General features: G+C 60.3%; 20 protein-coding genes. 19 read left to right on the top strand and 1 reads right to left on the bottom strand.

Going from position 1 to position 20988, the window contains the following annotated elements; all coding sequences use genetic code 11:
* The first annotated feature begins 12 nt into the window (after nt 1–12).
* From ACS4RR_RS30475 to ACS4RR_RS30435, 9 genes are read left to right on the top strand one after another with little or no spacing between them, the layout of a single operon-like run.
* On the top strand, nt 13–891 hold the full coding sequence (locus ACS4RR_RS30475; protein ID WP_456190567.1) for a dioxygenase family protein: 879 nt from the start codon (nt 13–15) through the stop codon (nt 889–891).
* The gene (locus ACS4RR_RS30470) at nt 888–1949 is read left to right on the top strand and encodes a maleylacetate reductase (RefSeq protein WP_456190566.1); all 1062 of its coding nucleotides are present in this window, start codon (nt 888–890) and stop codon (nt 1947–1949) included. Before ACS4RR_RS30475 ends, ACS4RR_RS30470 begins: the two co-directional genes overlap by 4 nt.
* 56 nt (nt 1950–2005) lie before the next feature.
* Nucleotides 2006–3286, top strand: a complete 1281-nt coding sequence (locus ACS4RR_RS30465) for an ABC transporter substrate-binding protein (protein WP_407766409.1) — start codon at nt 2006–2008, stop codon at nt 3284–3286.
* A 54-nt stretch (nt 3287–3340) separates the two neighbouring features.
* A complete protein-coding gene (locus ACS4RR_RS30460) occupies nt 3341–4060 on the top strand; it encodes an ABC transporter ATP-binding protein (RefSeq protein WP_017967378.1) in 720 nt (239 codons plus the stop codon).
* Nucleotides 4060–4785 carry an ABC transporter ATP-binding protein gene (locus ACS4RR_RS30455; RefSeq protein ID WP_260111277.1) on the top strand — a complete coding sequence of 242 codons (726 nt, stop codon included), beginning with the start codon at nt 4060–4062 and terminating at the stop codon, nt 4783–4785. Before ACS4RR_RS30460 ends, ACS4RR_RS30455 begins: the two co-directional genes overlap by 1 nt.
* Nucleotides 4772–5635, top strand: coding sequence for a branched-chain amino acid ABC transporter permease (locus ACS4RR_RS30450; RefSeq protein WP_260111278.1), 864 nt, complete (start codon nt 4772–4774; stop codon nt 5633–5635). Before ACS4RR_RS30455 ends, ACS4RR_RS30450 begins: the two co-directional genes overlap by 14 nt.
* A gap of 8 nt (nt 5636–5643) precedes the next feature.
* Nucleotides 5644–6750 carry a branched-chain amino acid ABC transporter permease gene (locus ACS4RR_RS30445; RefSeq protein WP_456190565.1) on the top strand — a complete coding sequence of 369 codons (1107 nt, stop codon included), beginning with the start codon at nt 5644–5646 and terminating at the stop codon, nt 6748–6750.
* Nucleotides 6743–8497, top strand: a complete 1755-nt coding sequence (locus ACS4RR_RS30440) for an FAD-dependent oxidoreductase (protein ID WP_260111280.1) — start codon at nt 6743–6745, stop codon at nt 8495–8497. The genes ACS4RR_RS30445 and ACS4RR_RS30440 overlap by 8 nt, the downstream gene beginning before the upstream one ends.
* Before the next feature lie 8 nt (nt 8498–8505).
* On the top strand, nt 8506–9384 hold the full coding sequence (locus tag ACS4RR_RS30435; RefSeq protein ID WP_456190564.1) for an intradiol ring-cleavage dioxygenase: 879 nt from the start codon (nt 8506–8508) through the stop codon (nt 9382–9384).
* An 85-nt stretch (nt 9385–9469) separates the two neighbouring features.
* Here ACS4RR_RS30435 and ACS4RR_RS30430 read toward each other — a convergent pair whose 3' ends face one another.
* Nucleotides 9470–9682 carry a hypothetical protein gene (locus tag ACS4RR_RS30430; RefSeq protein ID WP_017967372.1) on the bottom strand — a complete coding sequence of 71 codons (213 nt, stop codon included), beginning with the start codon at nt 9680–9682 and terminating at the stop codon, nt 9470–9472.
* Between the two features lie 237 nt (nt 9683–9919).
* On the opposite strand from ACS4RR_RS30430, the gene ACS4RR_RS30425 reads away from it, so the two are divergent.
* From ACS4RR_RS30425 to ACS4RR_RS30380, 10 genes are all read left to right on the top strand, one after another.
* Nucleotides 9920–11233, top strand: coding sequence for a hypothetical protein (locus tag ACS4RR_RS30425; RefSeq protein WP_407766412.1), 1314 nt, complete (start codon nt 9920–9922; stop codon nt 11231–11233).
* Between the two features lie 273 nt (nt 11234–11506).
* Nucleotides 11507–12700: a plasmid partitioning protein RepA gene (gene repA, locus ACS4RR_RS30420; RefSeq protein WP_170279700.1), complete on the top strand. Its 1194-nt coding sequence runs from the start codon at nt 11507–11509 to the stop codon at nt 12698–12700.
* Between the two features lie 4 nt (nt 12701–12704).
* Nucleotides 12705–13706, top strand: a complete 1002-nt coding sequence (repB, locus tag ACS4RR_RS30415; protein WP_260111283.1) for a plasmid partitioning protein RepB — start codon at nt 12705–12707, stop codon at nt 13704–13706.
* Nucleotides 13707–13860: 154 nt separating this feature from the next.
* Entirely contained in the window at nt 13861–15156 is a 1296-nt protein-coding gene (gene repC / locus ACS4RR_RS30410) for a plasmid replication protein RepC (RefSeq protein ID WP_407766406.1), read from the top strand.
* Nucleotides 15157–15269: 113 nt separating this feature from the next.
* Nucleotides 15270–16154 carry a dihydrodipicolinate synthase family protein gene (locus tag ACS4RR_RS30405; RefSeq protein ID WP_407766405.1) on the top strand — a complete coding sequence of 295 codons (885 nt, stop codon included), beginning with the start codon at nt 15270–15272 and terminating at the stop codon, nt 16152–16154.
* A gap of 7 nt (nt 16155–16161) precedes the next feature.
* Entirely contained in the window at nt 16162–16839 is a 678-nt protein-coding gene (locus ACS4RR_RS30400) for a GntR family transcriptional regulator (protein ID WP_017967366.1), read from the top strand.
* A gap of 55 nt (nt 16840–16894) precedes the next feature.
* Entirely contained in the window at nt 16895–18223 is a 1329-nt protein-coding gene (locus tag ACS4RR_RS30395; protein WP_017967365.1) for an ABC transporter substrate-binding protein, read from the top strand.
* Nucleotides 18223–19161: a carbohydrate ABC transporter permease gene (locus ACS4RR_RS30390; protein WP_407766403.1), complete on the top strand. Its 939-nt coding sequence runs from the start codon at nt 18223–18225 to the stop codon at nt 19159–19161. Before ACS4RR_RS30395 ends, ACS4RR_RS30390 begins: the two co-directional genes overlap by 1 nt.
* Nucleotides 19161–19976, top strand: coding sequence for a carbohydrate ABC transporter permease (locus tag ACS4RR_RS30385; RefSeq protein ID WP_260299121.1), 816 nt, complete (start codon nt 19161–19163; stop codon nt 19974–19976). Before ACS4RR_RS30390 ends, ACS4RR_RS30385 begins: the two co-directional genes overlap by 1 nt.
* Before the next feature lie 18 nt (nt 19977–19994).
* On the top strand, nt 19995–20975 hold the full coding sequence (locus tag ACS4RR_RS30380) for a sugar kinase (protein ID WP_456190563.1): 981 nt from the start codon (nt 19995–19997) through the stop codon (nt 20973–20975).
* The last annotated feature ends 13 nt before the right edge of the window (nt 20976–20988 follow it).

The following is a 20988-nucleotide window of genomic DNA, read 5'->3' as shown; positions in this document are numbered from 1 at the left end:
CGGGAGGAAACGATGATGACAGGGAGTGCCAGGGCGCTCACATTCGACGAGGCCACGTCATCCGAAGCCTTTGCCGAACGCTTCAGCGCGAACCGGAACGGCAAATTGGCCCACCTGATCGCTGCGGCCGTGACGCATGTTCATGACCTCATCAAGGAGTTCCGCCCGAGCCCGGACGAGTGGCGCAAGGTCATCCAGTTTCTGACCGAAGTCGGGCACGCCTCTGACGAGCGCCGTCAGGAATGGGTGCTGCTTTCGGACCTCATCGGCGCTTCCGCGCTGGTGGAAGAAATCAACTCACGTCGACAGAAGGGTGCGACGCCGAATACAATCCGCGGGCCTTTCTATCGGGACGACGCCCCTGAGCGTTCATCCGGAGCCTCAATCTCGGTCGATGGAAAGGAGGAGCCCCTAGGCGTCTCCGTGCGCGTGCAGGATCTCGACGGGCTTCCCATCGGGGGCGCCGAGGTTGTGACGTGGCAGGCCAACGCCGAGGGCTTCTACGAAAACCAGCAACCGGATCTCCAGCCAGAGCACAATTTACGCGGACTGTTCAGGACCGACGCGGAAGGCTGCGTCATGTATCGCTCGGTGATGCCTGCCGGCTACGGCGTGCCGGACGATGGGCCCGTCGGCCGTCTTCTGAAAGGCGCTGGCTATCCGCTGCATCGTCCGGCTCATCTTCAGTTCGTTGTCAGAGCGAAGGGGTTCGAAACGATTACGACGCACATCTACGATTCAAACGATCCACGTCTTGCGGAGGATGCCCTTTTCGGTGTCCGACCGGACCTCGTCGCGCGGTTCGAACATGCACAGGTCGATGGTCGGCGGGGCAGGTCGGTCGACCTGACCTTTGTGATGGTTCGCGCAAGACCGGGGAGGCAGGGATGACACGGCCGTTCTGCTACGCAGGCAGTCCCGCCCAGATCGTTTTCGGCAACGACAGCATTGGCAGTGTCGGTGCATGGATCGCCAAGGCTGGGCGCAAGCGCGCGCTTGTGCTCTCGACGCCGCACCAGAAGGCGGACGCGGAAGAGCTGGCCAATAAGATTGGCGAACTGGCCTGCGGCGTCTTCTCGGGGGCGGTCATGCACACGCCCGTGGAGGTGACCGAGGCTGCCATGAAGGTGGTGCTCGACACGGCGGCCGACTGCGTCGTCTCGCTCGGTGGGGGATCAACCACCGGGCTTGGCAAGGCGATCGCCTATCGCAACGACATCTTTCAGATCGTCGTGCCGACGACCTATGCCGGGTCGGAGGTGACGCCAATTCTTGGCCAAACCGAAGGCGGTCGGAAGACGACGGTGCGCGACGCGAAGATCTTGCCGGAGATCGTGATCTACGATCCGTCGCTTACCCTGGGATTGCCTGTCGCGATGAGCGCGACAAGCGGGCTGAACGCAATGGCCCATGCATTGGAAGGTCTCTATGCCCGCGATCGCAATCCGATCTCGACGCTCATGGCGCTTGAAGGCCTGCGGGCGTTTAAACTTAGCCTGCCAAAGATCGTGACAACACCGAACGACACGGACGCCCGCAGCGACGCGCTCTACGGTGCCTGGCTTTGCGGCACGGTCCTCGGTGCCGTCGGAATGGCGCTGCATCACAAGATCTGCCACACGCTCGGCGGTTCTTTCGATATGCCGCATGCAGAAACACATGCTGTCATGCTGCCGCATACCGCGGCTTTCAATGCAGCGGTGGCAGCTGCGGAGCTTTCACAGGCGGCGGGGATATTCGGCGGCTCGATCGGTGGCGGTCTTTGGGATTTTTCCAAGCAGATCGGTGCGCCGATGTCGCTCAAGGATTTCGGAATGACGGAGGCCGATCTAGACCGCGCCGCGTCGATCGCTGTCGAAAATCCGTACTGGAACCCTCGGCCGATAGACCGTCAATCGATCAGGAAGCTTCTTCAGGACGCCTGGGAGGGACGACGTCCGGAAGACTGAAATTTGGCACGCCGGACGGCGCGCTCTTTGGGAGGAGAGGGACAATGGGAGGAAGCATGTTCACGAGACGCGATTTTCTGAAAACAACGGCGACCGGCGGGGCCATCATAGTGACGTCCAGCCTTGCCGCTCCGGCAATCGCCCAGAACGCGGCCATCAAGCTTGGCTACGTCAGCCCGCAAACCGGCCCGCTTGCCGCCTTTGGCGAGGCCGACAAATTCGTCATCGATTCGTTCCTGGCGACGACAAAGAAGCTCGGCCTGACCTATGAGGTTGTGGTCAAGGATAGCCAGTCCAATCCTAACCGCGCGGCCGAGGTCGCAAAGGAGCTTATCGTCGACGACCAAGTCAATCTGATGCTGGTTTCTTCCACGCCGGAAACGACCAACCCGGTTTCGACGACCTGCGAAGGCGAGCAAATGCCTTGCATTTCCACGGTGGCTCCTTGGCAGCCGTGGTTCATCGGCCAGCAGGGCAATCCCGGCGATCCCTCATCATGGAAGCCATTTGACTACGCCTACCACTTCTTCTGGGGCCTCGAGGACATCATTGCCGTCTTCACGGGTATGTGGGGTCAGATCGACACCAATAGGAAGGTCGGCGGGCTCTTCCCCAACGACGGCGACGGCAACGCGTGGGGCGATAGGGTGGTAGGGTTTCCGCCAGTCCTGGAAAAACTGGGTTACGGACTGACTGACACCGGCCGCTACCAGAACCTGACGGACGACTTCTCCGCGCAGATCAACGCCTTCAAGCAGGCGGGTACCGACATCCTTACCGGCGTGATGATACCGCCGGATCTCACCACCTTCTGGAACCAGGCGAAACAGCAGGGATTGAAACCGAAAATCGCGTCGATCGGCAAGGCGCTGCTCTTTCCGCAGACGGTCGAAGCGTTGGGCGATGCCGGTCATAACCTGTCCACGGAAGTCTGGTGGACGCCCAGCCACCCCTTCAAATCGTCACTCACAGGCGAGACGGCAGTCACCGTCGCCAACGCATTCACCAAGTCGACCGGCCGCCCATGGACACAACCTATCGGCTTCGCCCACGCGTTGTTCGAGATCGCCGTCGACGTGATGAAGCGAGCGGGAGAGGTTGGCGACGGAGACGCTGTTGCCAAGGCTATAGGGGAGACCAAGCTCGATACACTTGTCGGGCCGATCGCGTGGGGCAACGAGAAGCTTCCGCCATTTGCGCAGAAGAATGTTGCCAAGACGCCTCTCGTCGGCGGCCAGTGGCGCCTGAAGTCGGGCGGCGGCTACGATCTCGTCGTCGTCGAAAACGGGCTGGCGCCCAATGTGCCGCTGGGCGGTAAGCTCGAAGTTTTGGCCTGAGGCAAAAGCTCTGCCCGGCGTCCGAGCCGGGCGGAACTGATCGGAGGAGGACCGATGCCCATTCTCGAACTTAAAAGTGTATCGAAGTCCTTCGGCGCGCTTGTCGTCGCCGAAGCGGTTTCCTTTTCGGTGGAGCCGGGAGAGGCGCTCGGCGTCATCGGACCGAACGGTGCTGGAAAATCGACACTGTTCAATCTCATCAACGGCAACCTCAAGGTGGCCGGTGGTTCGATCCAATTCGACGGCCGCGAAGTGACCCATGTGCCCCCGATGCAGCGCTGCCTTGCGGGCATGGGACGCACCTTTCAGATACCGCAGCCTTTCGAGCGCCTCACCGCCTATGAAAATCTGTTGGTCGCAGGCGCTTTCGGAACGCGCCAGGCGGAAGCCCATGTCGTCGATCTCTGTGCCGACATTCTGGTGGAGACAGGCCTAATCGCAAAGGCGAATGTCCCCGCAGGCTCCCTTTCCCTTCTTGAGCGCAAACGACTGGAGCTTGCGCGCGCGCTCGCCACGCAACCCAAGCTTCTGCTTCTCGACGAAATCGCCGGAGGACTGACGGAGGGAGAGTGTCGGCAGCTGGTGGCGACGATCAAACGCGTCCACCAGCGCGGCGTCGCGATCATCTGGATCGAGCATGTGCTGCACGCCCTGACCGCCGTCGCCGAGCGATTGCTGGTCTTGAACTTCGGTCGCGTGATCGGCATCGGCGCAGCCGATGCGATCATGGCCTCGAGCGACGTCCGCGAAATCTATCTCGGGATGGAGGTCTGATGGCAAGCCTTGTCGAAACACGAGGTCTTACGGCCTTCTACGGCGACTTCCAGGCCGTCTTCGAGGTCGATATCCGGCTCGAGGTCGGCGAGACCATCGCCGTGATCGGCGCCAACGGCGCGGGCAAATCGGCCTTGATGCGCTCCCTCGCCGGCGTGATTGCCAACAGCGCGGAGATGGTCCTTCATCGCGGCGAACCGATCGGTGCGCTAGGGGCACCGGACGTGGTGCGCCGCGGGATCGCGCTGGTGCCGGAGGGCCGCAGGCTGTTTCCGTCATTGACCGTAGAGGAGAACCTGCTGATCGGCAGCTACGGCCGCCAGGTGGCGGCCGGACCCTGGACCCTGGAAAGCATCTACGGGCTTTTCCCCATTCTGAAAGAGCGGCGACGCAATCCGGCGACGGCGCTCTCTGGTGGCCAGCAGCAGATGGTCGCGATCGGTCGTGCCCTCATGTCGAACCCAGACGTCCTGCTCTGCGACGAACTCAGCCTCGGTCTGGCGCCGGTGGTGATCAAGGATATCTACGCCGCCTTCGCCAAGATCAAGGCATCGGGCGCCGCGATCATCATCGTCGAACAGGACATCGTGCAGGCTCTAAAGGTCGCCGACCGGATTTATTGCATGATGGAAGGCCGCATTACCCTGACCGGCCGTCCCTCCGAACTCGATCGTGCGGACATCCATGCAGCCTATTTTGGATCGGGGACCCATGAACTGGCTTGATACGCTTCTCCAGGGAATACTGCTCGGCGGACTATATGCCCTATTCGCGGCTGGCTTGAGCCTTGTCTTCGGCATCATGCGGCTAGTCAATCTTGCCCACGGCGACCTGATCGTCCTTGCCGCATTCCTGATAATGCTCATCGTGTCATCTTTTGGGCTCAATCCGTTTGTCGCAGCATTGATAGCGGCGCCATTGATGTTCGCGCTAGGCTGGGTGCTTCAATATCATCTTCTCAATCGCACGCTCGGCAAAGACGTCCTGCCACCGCTGCTGGTGACGTTCGGCCTTTCGATCGTGATCCAGAATGGTCTTTTGGAAGCGTTCACGGCCGACAGCAGGCGAGTTCCGACGGGCTCGCTTGAAACGGCCTCGGTGCAGATCGGAAGTGTCAACGCCGGACTAATGCCGTTGCTGACCTTCGCCTCGGCCGTGCTCGTTGTCTTGGCCTTGAATCAGCTCATCTATCGGACCGCTCTTGGCCGGGCATTTCGCGCCACGTCCGACGACGTGGTGACCGCAAGCCTGATGGGCATTCGGCCAAACTCGATCTTCGCCGTCGCTACCGGACTGACGATGATGATCGTGACCGTTGCTGCGCTCTACCTCGGCATGAGAGCGAACTTCGATCCGACCGCCGGACCCGCCCGATTGATCTATGCCTTCGAAGCGGTGATCATCGGCGGCCTCGGCTCGCTTTGGGGCACGCTCGCGGGCGGTGTGATCCTGGGCCTTGCGCAGACGATCGGCGCTGCGGTCAATCCCGAATGGCAAATTCTTGCCGGGCACGTCGCCTTTCTTCTCGTGCTGCTTTTTCGTCCGCGCGGCCTTTTTCCGCGGGCCGTCGACTGAGGCGCGCCATGACCACGGGTTTTCAAACCATGACCAATGAACGAACGGCTCGCTGGCGCATCGAGACGAGGACGACTGTCTCTCGAATCTTCACAATATTCCTCTTCCTGGCGGCGGCCCTCATGATCTTCGCTCCTTTCGTCGTCTCGCGTGGCGTCGTACAGGATCTCTTCTTCATCCTGACCATGCTAACGCTGGCCCAAAGCTGGAATCTTCTCGCTGGTTATGCCGGCCTCATCTCGGTCGGGCAGCAACTTTTCGTCGGATGTGGTGCCTACGCCTTATTCGGCTTGGTTATCCTGACTGGAATGGATCCAGTTCTGGCGGTCCTGCTTGCCGGCCTCCTCGCAGCCGCCGTCGCGGTGCCGACAGCCTTCTTCGCCTTCCGCCTCTATGGGCCGTACTTCGCGATCGGTACCTGGGTGATTGCCGAAGTCGGGCGGCTGCTCCTTGCGCAATGGAAGACCCTCGGGGGCGGAACAGGGACGTCCATGCCGCGAGATGCGACGCGGGACATGCTGGGCGCCGCCGCACTCAGCGACTGGTTCGGTATGCGCTCGTCCGTCGCCGCCGATGCATTGGCCTACTGGATGGCGCTCGTGCTGGCGTCGGCGACGATCATCTTCGTCTACAGACTGCTTTGCAGCAAGCATGGGCTGGGGCTTGCGGCCGTCCGCGACAACGAGACGGCGGCACGTGCCCTTGGCGTCGACGCACAGCGGCTGAAGACACTGATCTATCTCCTGACGGCCTTCATCACGGGCGTGGTCGGTGCGCTCATCTACCTGCAGAAGGCTCGTATATCGCCCGACGCGGCCTTCTCGCTCACCGACTGGACGGCCTACGTCATCTTCATCGTCGTCATCGGCGGCATCGGCACAATTGAGGGTCCGATCCTGGGTGTGCTTGTCTTCTTCGTATTGCAGAACGCGTTTTCGAGCTTCGGTTCCTGGTATCTTCTGGCGCTCGGCGCACTGGCCATTGTTACCATGCTCTTTGCGCCTCGCGGCGTCTGGGGACTGATATCCGACCGCACTGGTTGGGAACTTTTTCCGGTCCGCCGTCGCCTCAAGGACGGATCTTCAGAATATGAAATGGGAGGGCCACATGGCTGACATCAAAACCGACGTATTGATCATTGGCACAGGCCCGGCCGGTTCGGCGGCAGCCGCGTTGCTCGCGACACACGGCCTCGAACCGCTGGTGATCAACCGCTATCGCTGGCTGGCGAACACGCCGCGCGCGCATATCACCAACCAGCGCACGATGGAGGTGCTGCGCGATCTTGGCCGCGACGTCGAGGACGAAGCCTACATGTTCGCCGCCGAGCAGGATCTGATGGGCGAGAACGTCTTTTGCACCTCGCTGACCGGGGAGGAGATCGGCCGCATGAAAAGCTGGGGCAACCACCCACTGTCCCGCGCCGAACATCTTCTCTCGTCGCCGAGCCGGATGAACGACCTGCCTCAGACATACATGGAGCCTTTGCTATTCAAGACCGCCTGTTCTCGCGGCGCGCAGCCGCGAATGTCGACCGAATATAAAAGCCATGTTCAAGATGCGGATGGGGTCACGACGACCTGCGTCGATAAGCTGACAGGCAGGGAACTGACCATTCACTCCAAATTCCTGATCGGCGCGGATGGCGGGAACTCCAAGGTCGCCGACCATGCCGGCCTGAGATTCGAAGGCAAGATGGGCGTCGCCGGATCGATGAACATCCTGTTCGAGGCCGATCTGTCGCGCTACGTCGCCCATCGCCCTTCCGTGCTCTATTGGGTATTGCAGCCAGGCGCCGACGTCGGGGGCATCGGCATGGGTCTTGTGCGCATGGTTCGCCCGTGGAACGAGTGGCTGATCGTCTGGGGATACGATATTAACCAGCCCGCACCGCAGGTCGACGACGCCTTCGCCACGAAGGTCGTGCGCGAGCTCGTGGGCGTCGAAGACATCGAGCCGAAGATAAAGTCGGTCTCGACGTGGACCGTCAACAATATGTACGCGACGACGATATCGAACGGCCGCGTCTTCTGCATGGGCGACGCAACGCATCGACATCCGCCGTCAAACGGCCTTGGCTCCAACACCTCGATTCAGGACGCGTTCAATCTTTCATGGAAGCTTGCGATGGTGCTGAAAGGTCAAGCTGGTCCTGAACTCCTCGACAGCTACCAGGCCGAGCGCGCGCCAGTCGCCAAGCAAATCGTCACCCGCGCCAACAAGTCGATCGAGGAATTCGGCCCTATTTTCAAGGCGCTCGGCCTGCTTGACTCGGTTGATCCGGTGAAGATGCAGCAGAACATGGACGCGCGCTGCAATGACACGGCAGAGTCCGAAGCGCAGCGCGCGGCAATCCGGACCGCGATCGCGAACAAGGTCTACGAATTCGACGCGCACGGCGTCGAGATGAACCACCGCTACGCCTCGAACGCCGTGGTGAAGGATGGTCAACCGGAACCCGCCTTCGAGAGAGACCCTGAGCTGCACTTCCAGCCGACGACTTGGCCGGGTGCGCGGCTTCCTCATGCCTGGCTCTTCGGTGCCGATGGAAAAAAGGTGTCCAGCCTTGATCTGACGGGCCACGGCGTTTTCACGGTGCTGACGGGCATCGGGGGCGACGGCTGGATTGCTGCGGCAAGGACGCTTTCGAAGGAGCTAAGGCTGCCGATCGCCACGCATCGGATCGGACCGCGACAGACGTGGCAGGATCTGAACGGTGACTGGGCGCGGGCCCGCGAAATCCGGGACTCAGGCGTGTTGCTTGTGCGGCCCGACCATCATGTCGCGTGGCGCGCGGACGCCGTGACGGCTGATCCGGAAGCGGAGCTACGCCGGGTTTTGAAAATAATTCTTTCTCTGTGAGGTGCACTATGAGCTCCGAAGAAAAGGGCTATTTCACCGAAGAAAATTCCGTGGAGGTGGTCACGAGCCGCAACGCTCAAGCCAGGGACGAGCGCCTGAAGCGGGTGATGGAGGTTGTCACACGCAAGCTACACGAGGCAGTAAAGGAGCTTGAGCCGACGCAGGACGAGTGGATGGAGGCAATCTTCTTTCTCACCCGTACCGGGCAGACGTGCAATGAATGGCGACAGGAGTTTATCCTGTTGTCAGACGTGCTCGGCGTGTCGATGCTGGTCGACGCCATCAACAATCGCAAGCCCTCTGGGGCTTCTGAAAGCACGGTGCTCGGTCCGTTTCACGTTGCCGACGCGCCGGAACTGCCGATGGGCGCCAACATCTGCCTCGACCAGAAAGGCGAGGATATGGTGATCGGAGGGCGGATACTCGACACGGATGGCAGGCCGATTTCCAATGCTGTCATCGACGTTTGGCAGGCCAATGACGAAGGCTTCTACGACGTGCAACAGAAGGGGGTACAACCCGACTTCAACCTTCGCGGCGTCTTTCGCACGGGCGCGGACGGCCGCTATTGGTTCCGGGCGGTCAAGCCCAAATATTACCCGATCCCGGACGACGGGCCAGTCGGCAAGCTGCTCGGCGCGCTTGGACGTCATCCCTACAGGCCGGCTCACCTGCATTACATCATAAAGGCCGAGGGCTTCGAGGCGCTGACAACACACATCTTCGATCCGGACGACCCGTACATCCACTCGGACGCCGTCTTCGGCGTGAAGGAGAGCTTGCTTGCCAAATTTCAGCCCGTAGAAGATCCAGTGCGGGCTAGCGACCTTGGATTCGCGGACAAGTTTTGGCAGGTGGAGCACGATTTCGTGCTGGCCCGGGAGTAGAACCTCTCGGGCGGGTCGGGCAACCGTCCGGGCGATGATTTCGACCTGCGGTTACCCCTAAAACGCCTGAAGCTGGGCAGGGTCTTCAGATTCCAAGCACGGTCACGAGCGGGGGCGTAAAGTTCTTGAAGCCCAATCTCGGCCAGTCGCACCTTGCGTCAAACCTCGTCTTCGGTTCGTGGCGCTGACATTTCGGGTTGGTCTTGAAGGCGTATCCGGGCAGGGTGACATATCGGGCATTTGCCGTGCAAAGGGCAATCGCGATACACAGCGTCAATGCAGAGCACATGGTTCTCATGGCACACCTCCAGGCGTCGTAGGAACCTTCAAGTGCGGAGAATTTCCGGTCGATAGTTCTCCCACTTTTGCTGGCCCCCCGCCATTCGCCTAATAGGAGGTGTGGCGTGGCGTCGTGAGTAATCCGTTTAGTGGAGCGTTGGCTAGGCGTTCAAGAAACCTTCATGAAACCCCAGGGTTGAAAAGCACACACCCGGCTCCAAATCCCGTCGGCGGTCATCGAAGCCGGGGAGGGGTAATGGGAAGCGCGCAGTTTCATTGGTTTGGCCGGGGCAGACTAGCCTTGGGCGTCGTTCTCAGTCTTTTTTGCCTTGTGCCCTGCTCCCCTGCGTTGGCGGCGCCCGCCGAAATCGGCGGCCTGACGGTGACCCTGCCCGATGCCGCTACCGGCTGGAGGAAGGCCGGCAAGGGCAATCTCTTTATGCTGCAGAAGGATTTTCCGGAAACGCAGGACGACAAGCGCGGCAATGCTCTGATTCAGATCACCAAGCCGCTCCCGGCAGCGCGCAGTTCCCTGAAGGCCGGCATGAAGACCTTCGTCGCGACGCTGCCCGACATGGCGAAGGAAGATATCCTGGTCAAACATTACGGGGTCACGGTGAACGGCTACGATATCCGCGTGGAAGAACGCTGCTGCGTTCATCAGAAGAATGTCAGCATCAGCCAGATCGTCGTCGGCATCGCCGGCGACAAGACGCAGGCCTATCTGCAGCTCGTGCTGCTGAATGTGAACGGTGACAGAAGCAGTAGCGCCGAGGCCGATTTTGCGACCCTCGTGCGCTCGGTGAAGCTTGATCCTTCCGACAAGGATTTCGATCTCGTGCCGGCGAGCGAAGACGGCGGGCTGGACGGCGTCTTCACCCATCTTGATACCGGTCTCCGGCCGAATGTCTTTGGCGGCATGGATTTTTATTCGGACAGCACGATCACTATGTTCGACCCGAAGGGGCTGTTCAGTACGGAACTGCCGAAGGGCGGCCGGAGCATCACCGAACATTGCAAGGAGACTCCGACCGATTGCGGCCTCTACAAGCTTACCGGCGGCGGATTTTTCTCCTCCGCCGGGGCGATCGAAATGCGTAGCGTCACCTCTGCTTACGGCACGATTGAAATCGAGACGAAACCGTTCTCGAAAAAAGGTGAGGACCTGGTGATTGCCGAAGTAGACCACCGCGCCGTGCCACCGTTTGATGAGGGCACGACGCTCGACGGCGAATGGGTATCCACCTTCGCCTCCAGCGGGATGACCGCGACCTCATCGGGATCGGTGGCTTCCAGCCATACGCTGAAGCTTCATCGAAACGGCACTTTCGAACGCACAGGCTGGTCGGGCGCCTCGATGACGAATGAAATCGGCGGATCGCAATCGGGCGTCACCACGTCAAGCAACCGGCCAGGCGCAAGCGGACGCTACAAGCTTTTCGGCTATCGTCTCGATCTGACCGACGTGAGTGGTAAGACGGAAACCATGAGCATATTCGAGCCGGACAAAGGTTCCGACGGGCTTCTGGTGATCAACGGCAACAACTACCTGAAGGACGATGGGAAATAGAGAGGCAGCGCCCAAGCTATTGATAAATAGGGCTTATACGGCGACATGATTGACTTCCCGGTCGGCTGGAAAGCCACCGTAGTTATCGGTCACTTCGAGTCATCGGCAATGCGCGAATCACTTGAAATCTGTCTCATGTCGCCAGCCGTCTCGATGGGCTGAAACGGACGGCTTGGTTAAGCATTTGTAAATTGGTAACGAATCGAGGCATATAGTAACTGCGCAACTGAGGCGCTTTCGTTCAAAATTGCGCAGTTACCTGGGAAAAAGATCATGCAGCCGAGTCTTGCTTTTCAAGACGATCAAGAGCACCTCCCATCGCTTCTGGCAACAGATGCGAAGGAGTTATCCTATCAACTTCAGCAGCATCAGGCAAAAATCTTTCCCCCGCTCTCGCAAAAGACCATCAGAACATTTTCGCCGGCGGAAGCTGCAGCCTTTATCGGCATCGGCGAAGGTTATCTCCGCCAGATAGCCGCCGACGGCCATGGGCCCGATCCGCTCGCAAACGGACGGCGGCTTTACAGTGCAACGGATATGGACCGCATTCGCCGGGTCCTCGACGAGCGAAACGGAACACCGAAATATGTGCCGGCCCGCCGGCCGGGGGAAAAACTCCAGATCATCTCCGTCATGAATTTCAAGGGTGGCTCGGGCAAGACCACCACTGCGGCTCATCTGGCGCAGTTCATGGCGCTCAGGGGCTACCGCGTGCTCGCCGTCGACCTCGATCCGCAGGCCTCCTTGTCCGCCTTGTTCGGTCATCAGCCGGAGTTCGACGTCGGAGAGGGCGAAACGATCTACGGTGCGATCCGATATGAGGAGCCGCGCCCCATCGCCGACATCGTCCGCGCCACCTACACGCCCAATCTGCATCTCATTCCGGGCAATCTCGAGCTGATGGAATTCGAGCACGAGACGCCGAAGGCGATGGCGTCGGGTACGGCGGAGACGATGTTCTTTGCCCGCATCGGCGAAGTCCTGACGGAGATCGAAAGCCTTTACGATGTGGTGGTCATCGACTGCCCGCCGCAGCTGGGGTTCCTGACGATGTCGGCGCTCTGCGCGGCCACCTCGGTGTTGATCACGGTTCACCCGCAGATGCTTGATGTCATGTCGATGTCGCAGTTTCTGACGATGACGAGTGAGTTGATGTCGGTCGTCGAAAAGGCCGGAGGGCGTACCAGCTATGACTGGATGCGCTATCTGGTGACGCGGTTCGAGCCGAACGACGGACCGCAAAGCCAGATGACCGGCTTCATGCGGGCGATCTTCGGCAATCGAATGCTCCACAACGCCATGGTGAAGTCGACGGCAGTGGCTGACGCCGGCGTCACCAAGCAGACACTCTACGAGGTCGAGCGGTCGCAGTTCACACGCGGAACCTACGATCGGGCTCTGGAGTCCCTCAATCTCGTGAACGGCGAGATCGAGGCGCATATTCGCTCGACCTGGGGGAGGAAATAGCTAGATGGCGCGCAAGAACCTCATCGAAATTTCCGCTCCGAAACCGGAAAGGATGGACGCAGTCGCACCGCGTGACAATCGTCCGATCGCCGGATTCGTGCCGCAGGAGCGCAGTGCCGCGCCTGTCGGCGGTATCACCAAGACGCTCGGCAACATTACCGAGAAGATGGAGCGGGCAAGTGAGCTGGAACGGCAGCTCGCTGCCGGCCAGACCATCGTCGAACTCGATCCCGGACTGATCGATGCTTCCTTCGTCAGCGATCGATTGGCGATCGACGCGGCCGAACTCGCGCAGCTTGTCGAGCAGATCCGCGAGCATGGCCAGCAGGTTCCGATCCTCGTCCGCCCGCATCCCGAAACCAGGGGACGCTATCAGGTCGCCTACGGCCATCGGCGCCTGGCTGCCGCCCGAGAAATCGGCATCAGGGTGCGCGCGGTCGTCCGTGATCTCACCGACGGTCAGCTGGTCGTCAGCCAGGGACAGGAAAACAGCGCTCGAACCAATCTCTCCTACATCGAGCGCGCGCTCTTCGCATCGCGGCTCGAGGAACGCAGCTTTGGCCGCGATGTCATCATGGCGGCTCTCGGCGTGGACAAGGCGGCGCTGTCAAGAATGCTGATCGTCATCCGGCAGGTTCCCCTGGACCTCGTCAACGCCATTGGCGCAGCACCCGATATCGGCCGCCGCCGATGGTTGGAACTGGGCGAGCGGCTTGAGAAAGCCGACGTCGACAAGATCATCGTGGAGTTGTCCGCGGACGACGCGCGCAAAATTTCGAGCGACGAGCGGTTTCAGCGGGCACTCGTTCTGGCAACGAAGAAGACGGCTGCGCCGAAACCGGCGGTGGCCAAAACCCAGGTTAATGGCGTGCCTGTCATGATTAAAAAAACAGCGTCCGGTGCAACCTTCGTTTTCGACGCCAAGACCGCCCCCGGTTTCGATCAATTCGTCCAGGAAAGGCTGAAGGGCCTGTTTCAGGAGTTCAACAAGGACAGAGGAGCGTAGCGCGCAAAAGAAAAAGGCCCCCAACGACGCCGTCGTGGAAGCCCTTCTCAGATCTTAAGCACATCGAGAATCGCATTTCCACGAATCACAGTCAAGCGTCTTAGGCACCAAATTGGTGGATGGTTTTCTTTTGCCTGAACGAAGGTGAAGGCAAATGGAGAGTGGATATGTGACGACGCCCTTTGGGCGGCGGCCGATGTCTCTTGGCATGCTGGCAAGCCAGCAACTGGCCGAGACCATCGAGCCGGGGATGAAGCGCAGCAAGTGGAAGCTGTTCAGGGCGATCTGCGAAGCGCGGCCGGCGCTCGGCGTTACCGATCGGGCGCTGACGGTGCTCGACGCGCTTCTGACCTTCTACCCAGACGACGAGATCTCCGAGGAGAAGGGCCTGATTGTCTTCCCGTCGAATGCGCAGCTTTCGCTTCGCGCCCGCGGCATGACGCCAGCGACCCTCAGGCGGCATCTTGCCGTTCTGGTCGAGGCCGGCCTGATCCTGCGCAAGGACAGCCCGAATGGAAAGCGCTATGCGCGACGCGACAGGGCAGGGACCGTCGGCGAGGCCTTCGGGTTCAGCGTAGCACCGCTTCTGGCGCGTGCAGTCGAAATCGAAAACCTGGCCGCCCAGGCGGTTGCCGACCGGGAACTGCTGCGCGCAGTCAGGGAACGGTTGACCATTTGCCGGCGCGACATCTCCAAGCTGATTGCGACGGCCTTCGAAGAAGAGGTCTCCGGTGATTGGGAAGGCATTTCGGTGACGTTTCGAACGCTCCTCGCCCGGATTCCGCGCGTGGCGACCACTGAGCAATTGACCCCGCTACTCGATGAGATGGGGTTGCTTCGGGCTGAAATCGTCAACTTGCTGGAAAAGCAGATAAAAACACAAAAAATAGACGCCAATGAGTCTCAGATTGAGCATCACAAACAGAATTCAAATCCCAATTCCACTCATGAACTTGAACCAAGCTTCGAAACGAAGCAGGGCGAATGGGCAGTTGCCGATCTTGAACCGAATGCCGGACCGCCGGACGAGCAAAGACTGAAACAACCGAAGCTTTCCGGCAACAGGGCGGGGGGGGCCGCCGATCCAGGGGCTGGGCATAACCTGAAATCCTTCCCGCTCGGCCTCGTCCTCCAAGCCTGCCCCGGTATTCTCGACTACGGGCCTGGCGGAACCATCGGCAACTGGCGAGATTTGATGTCGGCTGCTGTCGTCGTGCGCTCGATGCTCGGCGTCAGTCCCTCGGCCTATGAGGAAGCCTGCTCCGGCATGGGGCCGGAAAATGCCGCCACCGTGATTGCCTGCATTCTGGAAAGGGGAGGCCACATCAACTCGCCCGGCGGCTATCTCAGAGATCTGACCCGCAGGACCGAGAGGGGTGAGTTTGCGATCGGCCCGATGCTGATGGCGCTCGTGCGGGCGAACGGGCCAACAGCAAGGCGTGCCAGTTGACCGGAGGGAAGCCGCGGCCGCGACAATCATGTAACGAGACGGTGTGCAATCACCTCTTTACATCTAACATGTTAGTCTGCTACATCTGAGCCGGTAATTGGGAGGAGGCATATTTGACACAAAAATTCGGGCTCTCAGTCGCTCTCGCCACACCATTCGACAGCCACCGCGGCATCATGATCGAGGCGATGATCGAGCAGGCACGGCGAAGCCTCGCGGCCGGATGTTCGAGCGTGACGCTGTTCGGGACCACGGGTGAAGGTTCTTCCATCGGAACCAAGGAACGTGAACGTGTTCTCACTTCCATGCTTGATAATGGGATAGCAGCAAAGCAAATCATCGTCGGCGTGCTGGTCGACGCGGCCGAGGATGCGGCGATGCAGGCCGGGCATGCGCTTTCCGAGGGAGCCCGCAATATCCTTCTTGCTCCCCCTTCCTACTTCAAAAACGTCAGTGACGACGGCGTCTTCCAGTGGTTTTCGGCTGTTTTCGCTATCCTGGGCGAGAAGGCGCGAGATATTATCGTCTACAACATTCCCTCGGTCACCATGGTCCCGCTGAGCGTATCGCTGATCGGCCGGCTGCGGACCGCCTTTCCCAATATCGTCACGGGCGTCAAGGATTCCTCCGGCGACTGGCCTTTCACGGAAGCGCTGTTGAAGGCGCATGGCGATCTTGTCATCCTGGTGGGGGACGAACGTCATCTGGCGAAGGGCGTGCGGCTTGGCGGCCAGGGTGCGATCTCCGGCATGGCGAATTTCGTACCCCACGAAGTCAAGCTGATGGCAGAAGACGGCAAGGACGATTCCCGCATCGAGGATTTCGTTGACGAACTGCTGAAATTTCCGGTGACCGCTGCTGTGAAAGCGATGGTCGCTCACCTCACGTCGGATGAAATCTGGCTTGCGGTTCGCCCGCCACTCGTTTCAATATCCGGCGAAGGGCAGGCGCAACTCGCTCTTGCGTTCGACACTCTTTTCCGCTCGAAAGCGGCATAGGGCGGACATGTTTCTGGGAGAGGCGATGGACGGAACGGACGAGCAGCCGACACTGCGGGAAAAGGCGTATGAGAGCTTCACACGCCACCTTCTTGCGCGTGACGTGCGCCCCGGCCAGTTCGTTTCGCAGCGCCGCCTCGTCGAGCTGACGGGGCTGACGCTTGGCGCCATCCGCGAACTCATCCCGAGGCTCGAAGCCGAAGGCCTGATCAAGACGGTGCCCCAGCGGGGGTTGCAGATTGCGCATATCGACCTGAACCTTATTCGCGAGGCGTTCCAGCTGCGCGTGTTCCTGGAGAAGGAGGCGGTCGCGCTTTTCACCCGCTCTGCGTCGGACGAGACGATCGCCGGGCTGCTGAAGCAGCATCGAGATATCGCCGACGCCATTCGAAACGGCGATGGATCGCACGAGTTGGAGGTGCACGCGCAAGCTGTCGATTGGGGCATGCACGATGCCTTTATCGATGCGCTTGGAAATACCATCATCTCGAATGCCTACCGGGTGAACTCGATCAAGATGCGCCTGATCAGTCAGGACCGTTTTCGCATCGATGGTCACGTCGGACCTGTCATGGGCGAGCATCTGAAAGTGCTCGAGGCGATCGAAAGACGATCGGCGGAGGACGCCGTCAACAGCCTTGTCGCACACATCAATCACGCAAGAGATCGTGCGCTCAGGATATAATTGGAAATAAACAGCCGGGGGTGAGGAGATCGCCGGCAAAAGGAGGAGGTACCACATGTCATCGTTTTTGAACCCGACGAGGCGCGGCTTTCTGGCGGGTACGGCCGCTTTTGGCGCCAGCAGCATGCTCGGAGTGCGGTTGGCGTCGGCTGCTGTCGATTGGAAGCGCTTTGCCGGCACGACGCTCGAAGTGAACCTGGTCAAGAGCCCGCGCAGCGAAATACTTCTGAAGTACCTGTCCGAATTCGAGGAGCTTACCGGCATCAAGGTCAATGCCGAAGCGACGCCCGAACAACAGCAGCGTCAGAAGACGACCATCGAGCTGAGCTCCGGCAAGCCGAGCTTCGACGTCGTGCACATGAGCTATCATGTCCAGAAGCGGCAGTTCGAAAAGGGCGGCTGGCTTGCGGATATCGGCGGTTTTCTCAAGGACCCCTCTCTGACCGACCCGTCTCTGGTTGAAACCGACTTTGCCGAAGCCGGCCTGACTTTTGCCAAAGATCCGGACGGCGTTCTGCGTTCGCTTCCATTCTCGGTCGATTACTGGATCATCTATTGGAACAAGGCGCTGTTTGAGAAGAAGGGGCTTTCCTACCCGACGACGTTCGAAGAACTCGCCAGTGCTGCCGAGGCGCTCACCGATCCTTCGAGCAACACCTACGGCTTCGTCGCCCGCGGCCTGAAGAACGCCAATACCCCGGTCTGGACGTCGCTGCTGCTCGGCTATGGTTCGAGCCCGCTCGGCCCTGATGGCAAGCTGCGCACGACATCGCAGGAAGCGATCGATGCGGCCAAGCTCTATCAAAGGCTGATGACCAAGACAGCCCCTCCCGGCGTTTCCGGCTTCAACTGGGCCGAGGCGCAGTCGGCCTTCCTGCAGGGCAAGATCGGCATGTGGCTGGACGGCGTTGGTTTTGCGCCGCCGATCGAGAATCCGGAAAAATCGCGTGTCGTTGGCCAGGTCGGTTACGGCATCATGCCGAAAGGTCCGAAGGCACAGGCAGCAGGCACCTTCGGCGACGGGCTTGGCGTCGTCGCGGCAAGCCAGAAAAAGGAAGCAGGCTATCTCTTCTGCCAATGGGCGATTTCGCATGAAATGGGCGCACGTCTGCTGCAGGCCGGTGCCGGCGTTCCTTTCCGCCAGTCCGTCCTCGAGGACGCGAAGGTCCGCGAAGGCGTCAAGATGCCGGGCGCATGGCTTGATGCCGTCGTCGGTTCCGGCAAGATCTCGCAGCTCGCGCTGCCGGTCATCATTCCGGTCACCGAGTTCCGCGACGTCTATGGCGTCGGTCTCACCAACATGATCGGCGGCGCCGATCCCGAAACAGAACTGAAGGCAGCGACGGCACAGTTCGAACCCGTCCTGGCAAAAAGCGAGGGATAATGGCCTCGACAAGCATCGAAACGGCTGCCGTGGCCAAGACGTTGAAAGGAAGGAGCAAACCGGATCGGTTTGCTCCCAACTACTGGCCCTTCGTCATCCCGGCGCTCATCGTCATAGCCGCCGTCATCGTCTTTCCGTGGCTGTTTACGGTCTGGATGAGCGTCAACAGCTGGACGCTCGGCCAATCGCAGATCTTTGCGGGGCTGGACAACTATGCGCGCCTCGCTACCGACATGCGTTTTTGGGAGTCGCTGTGGCATACGGTGCTCTATACGACGCTCTCCGTGGTGGTTCCGCTGTTTCTGGGGACGCTCGCGGCGCTGATCTTCGATGCTCAATTTCCGTTGCGCGGTCTTATACGCGGCATATTCGTGATGCCGATGATGGCCACACCCGTCGCCATCGCACTCGTCTGGACGATGATGTTCCATCCGCAGCTCGGCGTCCTCAACTATCTCCTCTCCTTCATCGGCATCGGCCCGCAGGAGTGGATCTATAATCAGAGCAGCGTCATCCCGTCGCTGGTGCTGGTCGAGACCTGGCAGTGGACGCCGCTTATCATGCTGATCGTGCTCGGCGGTCTGGCGGCGGTTCCGCGCGAGCCCTATGAAAGTGCTGAGATCGACGGCGCCAATGTCTGGCAGAAATTCCGCTATCTGACGCTGCCGATGATCGCGCCGTTCCTGATGATTGCCGTGATCATCCGCAGCATCGATGCGGTGAAAAGTTTCGACATCATCTATGCCATGACCCAAGGCGGTCCCGGCACGGCGTCGGAGACGATCAACATCTATCTCTACAACACCGCTTTCGCCTATTACGATATCGGCTATGGCTCGGCGATGGCGGTTGTCTTCTTCATCCTCATCGTCCTGCTCTCCTTCGTCCTTATGATGCTCCGGCAGCGCGTGAACTGGTCCGACGGGGAGGCACGCTGATGAAGCGCAAGACACTTGATCGCATCGGACTGCTGTTTGTTGCCCTGGTGATGATCTCGCCGGTTGTCCTGTTCTTCCTCTGGATGATCTCGCTGTCGCTGAAATATGAGATCGACAGCGGCGCCTATCCGCCGATCTTCATTCCAGAGCGGTTGGCCTGGTCGAATTATCTGAAGGTCTTCGAAGAGAACAACTTCTTCCTCTATCTCTGGAATTCGGTGCTGGTGACGGGTGCGGCCACACTTCTGGCGCTGCTGATTGGCGTACCGGCCGGATATGGCATCGCACGGCTGAAGGCGGAGAAGTCCGCGATGGTCATCATGATAGCGCGCATGACGCCCGGCCTTTCCTTCCTGATCCCGCTCTTTCTGCTGTTCCAGTGGTTGAATGTGCTTGGAACGCTCCTGCCGCAGATCATCATCCATCTCGTCGTCACCGTGCCGATCGTCGTGTGGATCATGATTGGTTATTTCGAAACGACGCCGATGGAGCTGGAGGAGGCTGCAAGCATCGACGGCGCAACACCCTGGCAGGTTTTCCGCCTGGTCGCCTTGCCTATTGCCAGGCCGGGCATCGTTGTCGCCTTCATCCTGTCGGTCATCTTCTCGTGGAACAACTTCGTCTTCGGCATCGTGCTCGCCAGCCGCGAGACGCGCACGCTTCCTGTTGCGGTTTACAACATGCTCTCGTTCGAGCAGGTCAGTTGGGGACCGCTCGCGGCTGCCGCGTTGATCGTCACCTTGCCTGTGCTGATCTTGACGGTGTTTGCGCAACGGCAGATCGTGGCGGGCCTGACGGCCGGAGCCGTCAAGTGAGCGGGTGAGACAACGGTTTTGACGACTTCTACTGCCTTCGAGCAGCCTCCCGGTCAGGCGCGCCGCGTTTTGTGTGTCGGCGCGGCGGTTATGGACACCCTGTTTCGCGTGCGCTCGCTACCCACCGGCCAGGGCAAAATTCTGCCCTACGACATGCTGCAGATCGCCGAGGGCATGGCGTCGAGCGCCGCCTTTGCGGTCGCCCGGCTGGGCGGCCATGCCAGCCTCTGGGGTGCCGTCGGCAATGACGCCACCGGCGATCGCATCATTGCCGATCTCAGCGAGAGCGGTATAGATACGAGCGGCATGCTGCGTGTGGAAGGCGCCCGCTCGGCGATCTCTACCATCCTTGTCGATGATCAGGGCGAGCGCCTCATTGTGCCTTTCTACGATGCGGGCCTGCACGAGACGCTCAAGCCGGTCACAGCAGAGGACATTTCTTCTTTCGACGCGGTTCTGGTTGACGTCCGGTGGCCGAAGCTCGCACTGCGGACGCTGTTGGGGGCCCGAAAGGCAGGCAAGCCGGCCATTCTCGATGGCGATGTCGCAAGCGATGGCGTGATCGAGATGCTGGCGCCGGCAGCCAGCCACATCGTGTTCTCGCAGCCGGCGGCCGAACGGCTTTCTGGAGCAGCCGAGCTGGTGAAGGTCGTCGGCCTTTTGAAACGAAAGTTCGAGCATGCTTTCATCAGCGTCACCGCTGGCGAAAACGGCTGCTTCTGGTTCGATGAGCTGACCGGCGAAGTCTTCCATCTTGCCGCTCCGAAGGTGAGGGCCGTCGATACGCTCGCAGCCGGCGATATCTTCCATGGCGCTTTTGCGCTGGCTACTGCGGAAGGCATGCCGATCGAGGAGACGATGCGCTTTGCATCCATGGCGGCGGCGCTCAAGTGCCAGGTGTTTGGCGGTCGCACCGGGGCACCTAACAGAGCCGAGGTCGGCGATGCCCTGCGGGATTGGGACGTCGGCGTTAGCCGCAGCGCTTTGCTCCCGTTATGAAATTCGAAACGCG

It is taken from the genome of Rhizobium zaerense, assembly GCF_051810725.1.
In the GTDB taxonomy this organism is placed as follows: Bacteria; Pseudomonadota; Alphaproteobacteria; order Rhizobiales; family Rhizobiaceae; genus Rhizobium; species Rhizobium leguminosarum_I.
Note: the sequence above shows the minus strand (reverse complement) of the source record. Positions and strands in the feature narration are given on the sequence as shown.

Coding starts and splice junctions, on each gene's coding strand:
- ACS4RR_RS30425 (WP_407766412.1), top strand. CDS start 9,920: ATGGGAAGCGCGCAGTTTCATTGGTTTGGCCGGGGCAGACTAGCCTTG.
- ACS4RR_RS30385 (WP_260299121.1), top strand. CDS start 19,161: ATGAAGCGCAAGACACTTGATCGCATCGGACTGCTGTTTGTTGCCCTG.
- ACS4RR_RS30475 (WP_456190567.1), top strand. CDS start 13: ATGATGACAGGGAGTGCCAGGGCGCTCACATTCGACGAGGCCACGTCA.
- ACS4RR_RS30450 (WP_260111278.1), top strand. CDS start 4,772: ATGAACTGGCTTGATACGCTTCTCCAGGGAATACTGCTCGGCGGACTA.
- ACS4RR_RS30470 (WP_456190566.1), top strand. CDS start 888: ATGACACGGCCGTTCTGCTACGCAGGCAGTCCCGCCCAGATCGTTTTC.
- repA (WP_170279700.1), top strand. CDS start 11,507: ATGCAGCCGAGTCTTGCTTTTCAAGACGATCAAGAGCACCTCCCATCG.
- ACS4RR_RS30440 (WP_260111280.1), top strand. CDS start 6,743: ATGGCTGACATCAAAACCGACGTATTGATCATTGGCACAGGCCCGGCC.
- ACS4RR_RS30430 (WP_017967372.1), bottom strand. CDS start 9,682: ATGAGAACCATGTGCTCTGCATTGACGCTGTGTATCGCGATTGCCCTT.
- ACS4RR_RS30455 (WP_260111277.1), top strand. CDS start 4,060: ATGGCAAGCCTTGTCGAAACACGAGGTCTTACGGCCTTCTACGGCGAC.
- ACS4RR_RS30400 (WP_017967366.1), top strand. CDS start 16,162: ATGTTTCTGGGAGAGGCGATGGACGGAACGGACGAGCAGCCGACACTG.
- ACS4RR_RS30435 (WP_456190564.1), top strand. CDS start 8,506: ATGAGCTCCGAAGAAAAGGGCTATTTCACCGAAGAAAATTCCGTGGAG.
- repB (WP_260111283.1), top strand. CDS start 12,705: ATGGCGCGCAAGAACCTCATCGAAATTTCCGCTCCGAAACCGGAAAGG.
- ACS4RR_RS30460 (WP_017967378.1), top strand. CDS start 3,341: ATGCCCATTCTCGAACTTAAAAGTGTATCGAAGTCCTTCGGCGCGCTT.
- ACS4RR_RS30445 (WP_456190565.1), top strand. CDS start 5,644: ATGACCACGGGTTTTCAAACCATGACCAATGAACGAACGGCTCGCTGG.
- ACS4RR_RS30390 (WP_407766403.1), top strand. CDS start 18,223: ATGGCCTCGACAAGCATCGAAACGGCTGCCGTGGCCAAGACGTTGAAA.
- ACS4RR_RS30465 (WP_407766409.1), top strand. CDS start 2,006: ATGTTCACGAGACGCGATTTTCTGAAAACAACGGCGACCGGCGGGGCC.
- ACS4RR_RS30395 (WP_017967365.1), top strand. CDS start 16,895: ATGTCATCGTTTTTGAACCCGACGAGGCGCGGCTTTCTGGCGGGTACG.
- repC (WP_407766406.1), top strand. CDS start 13,861: ATGGAGAGTGGATATGTGACGACGCCCTTTGGGCGGCGGCCGATGTCT.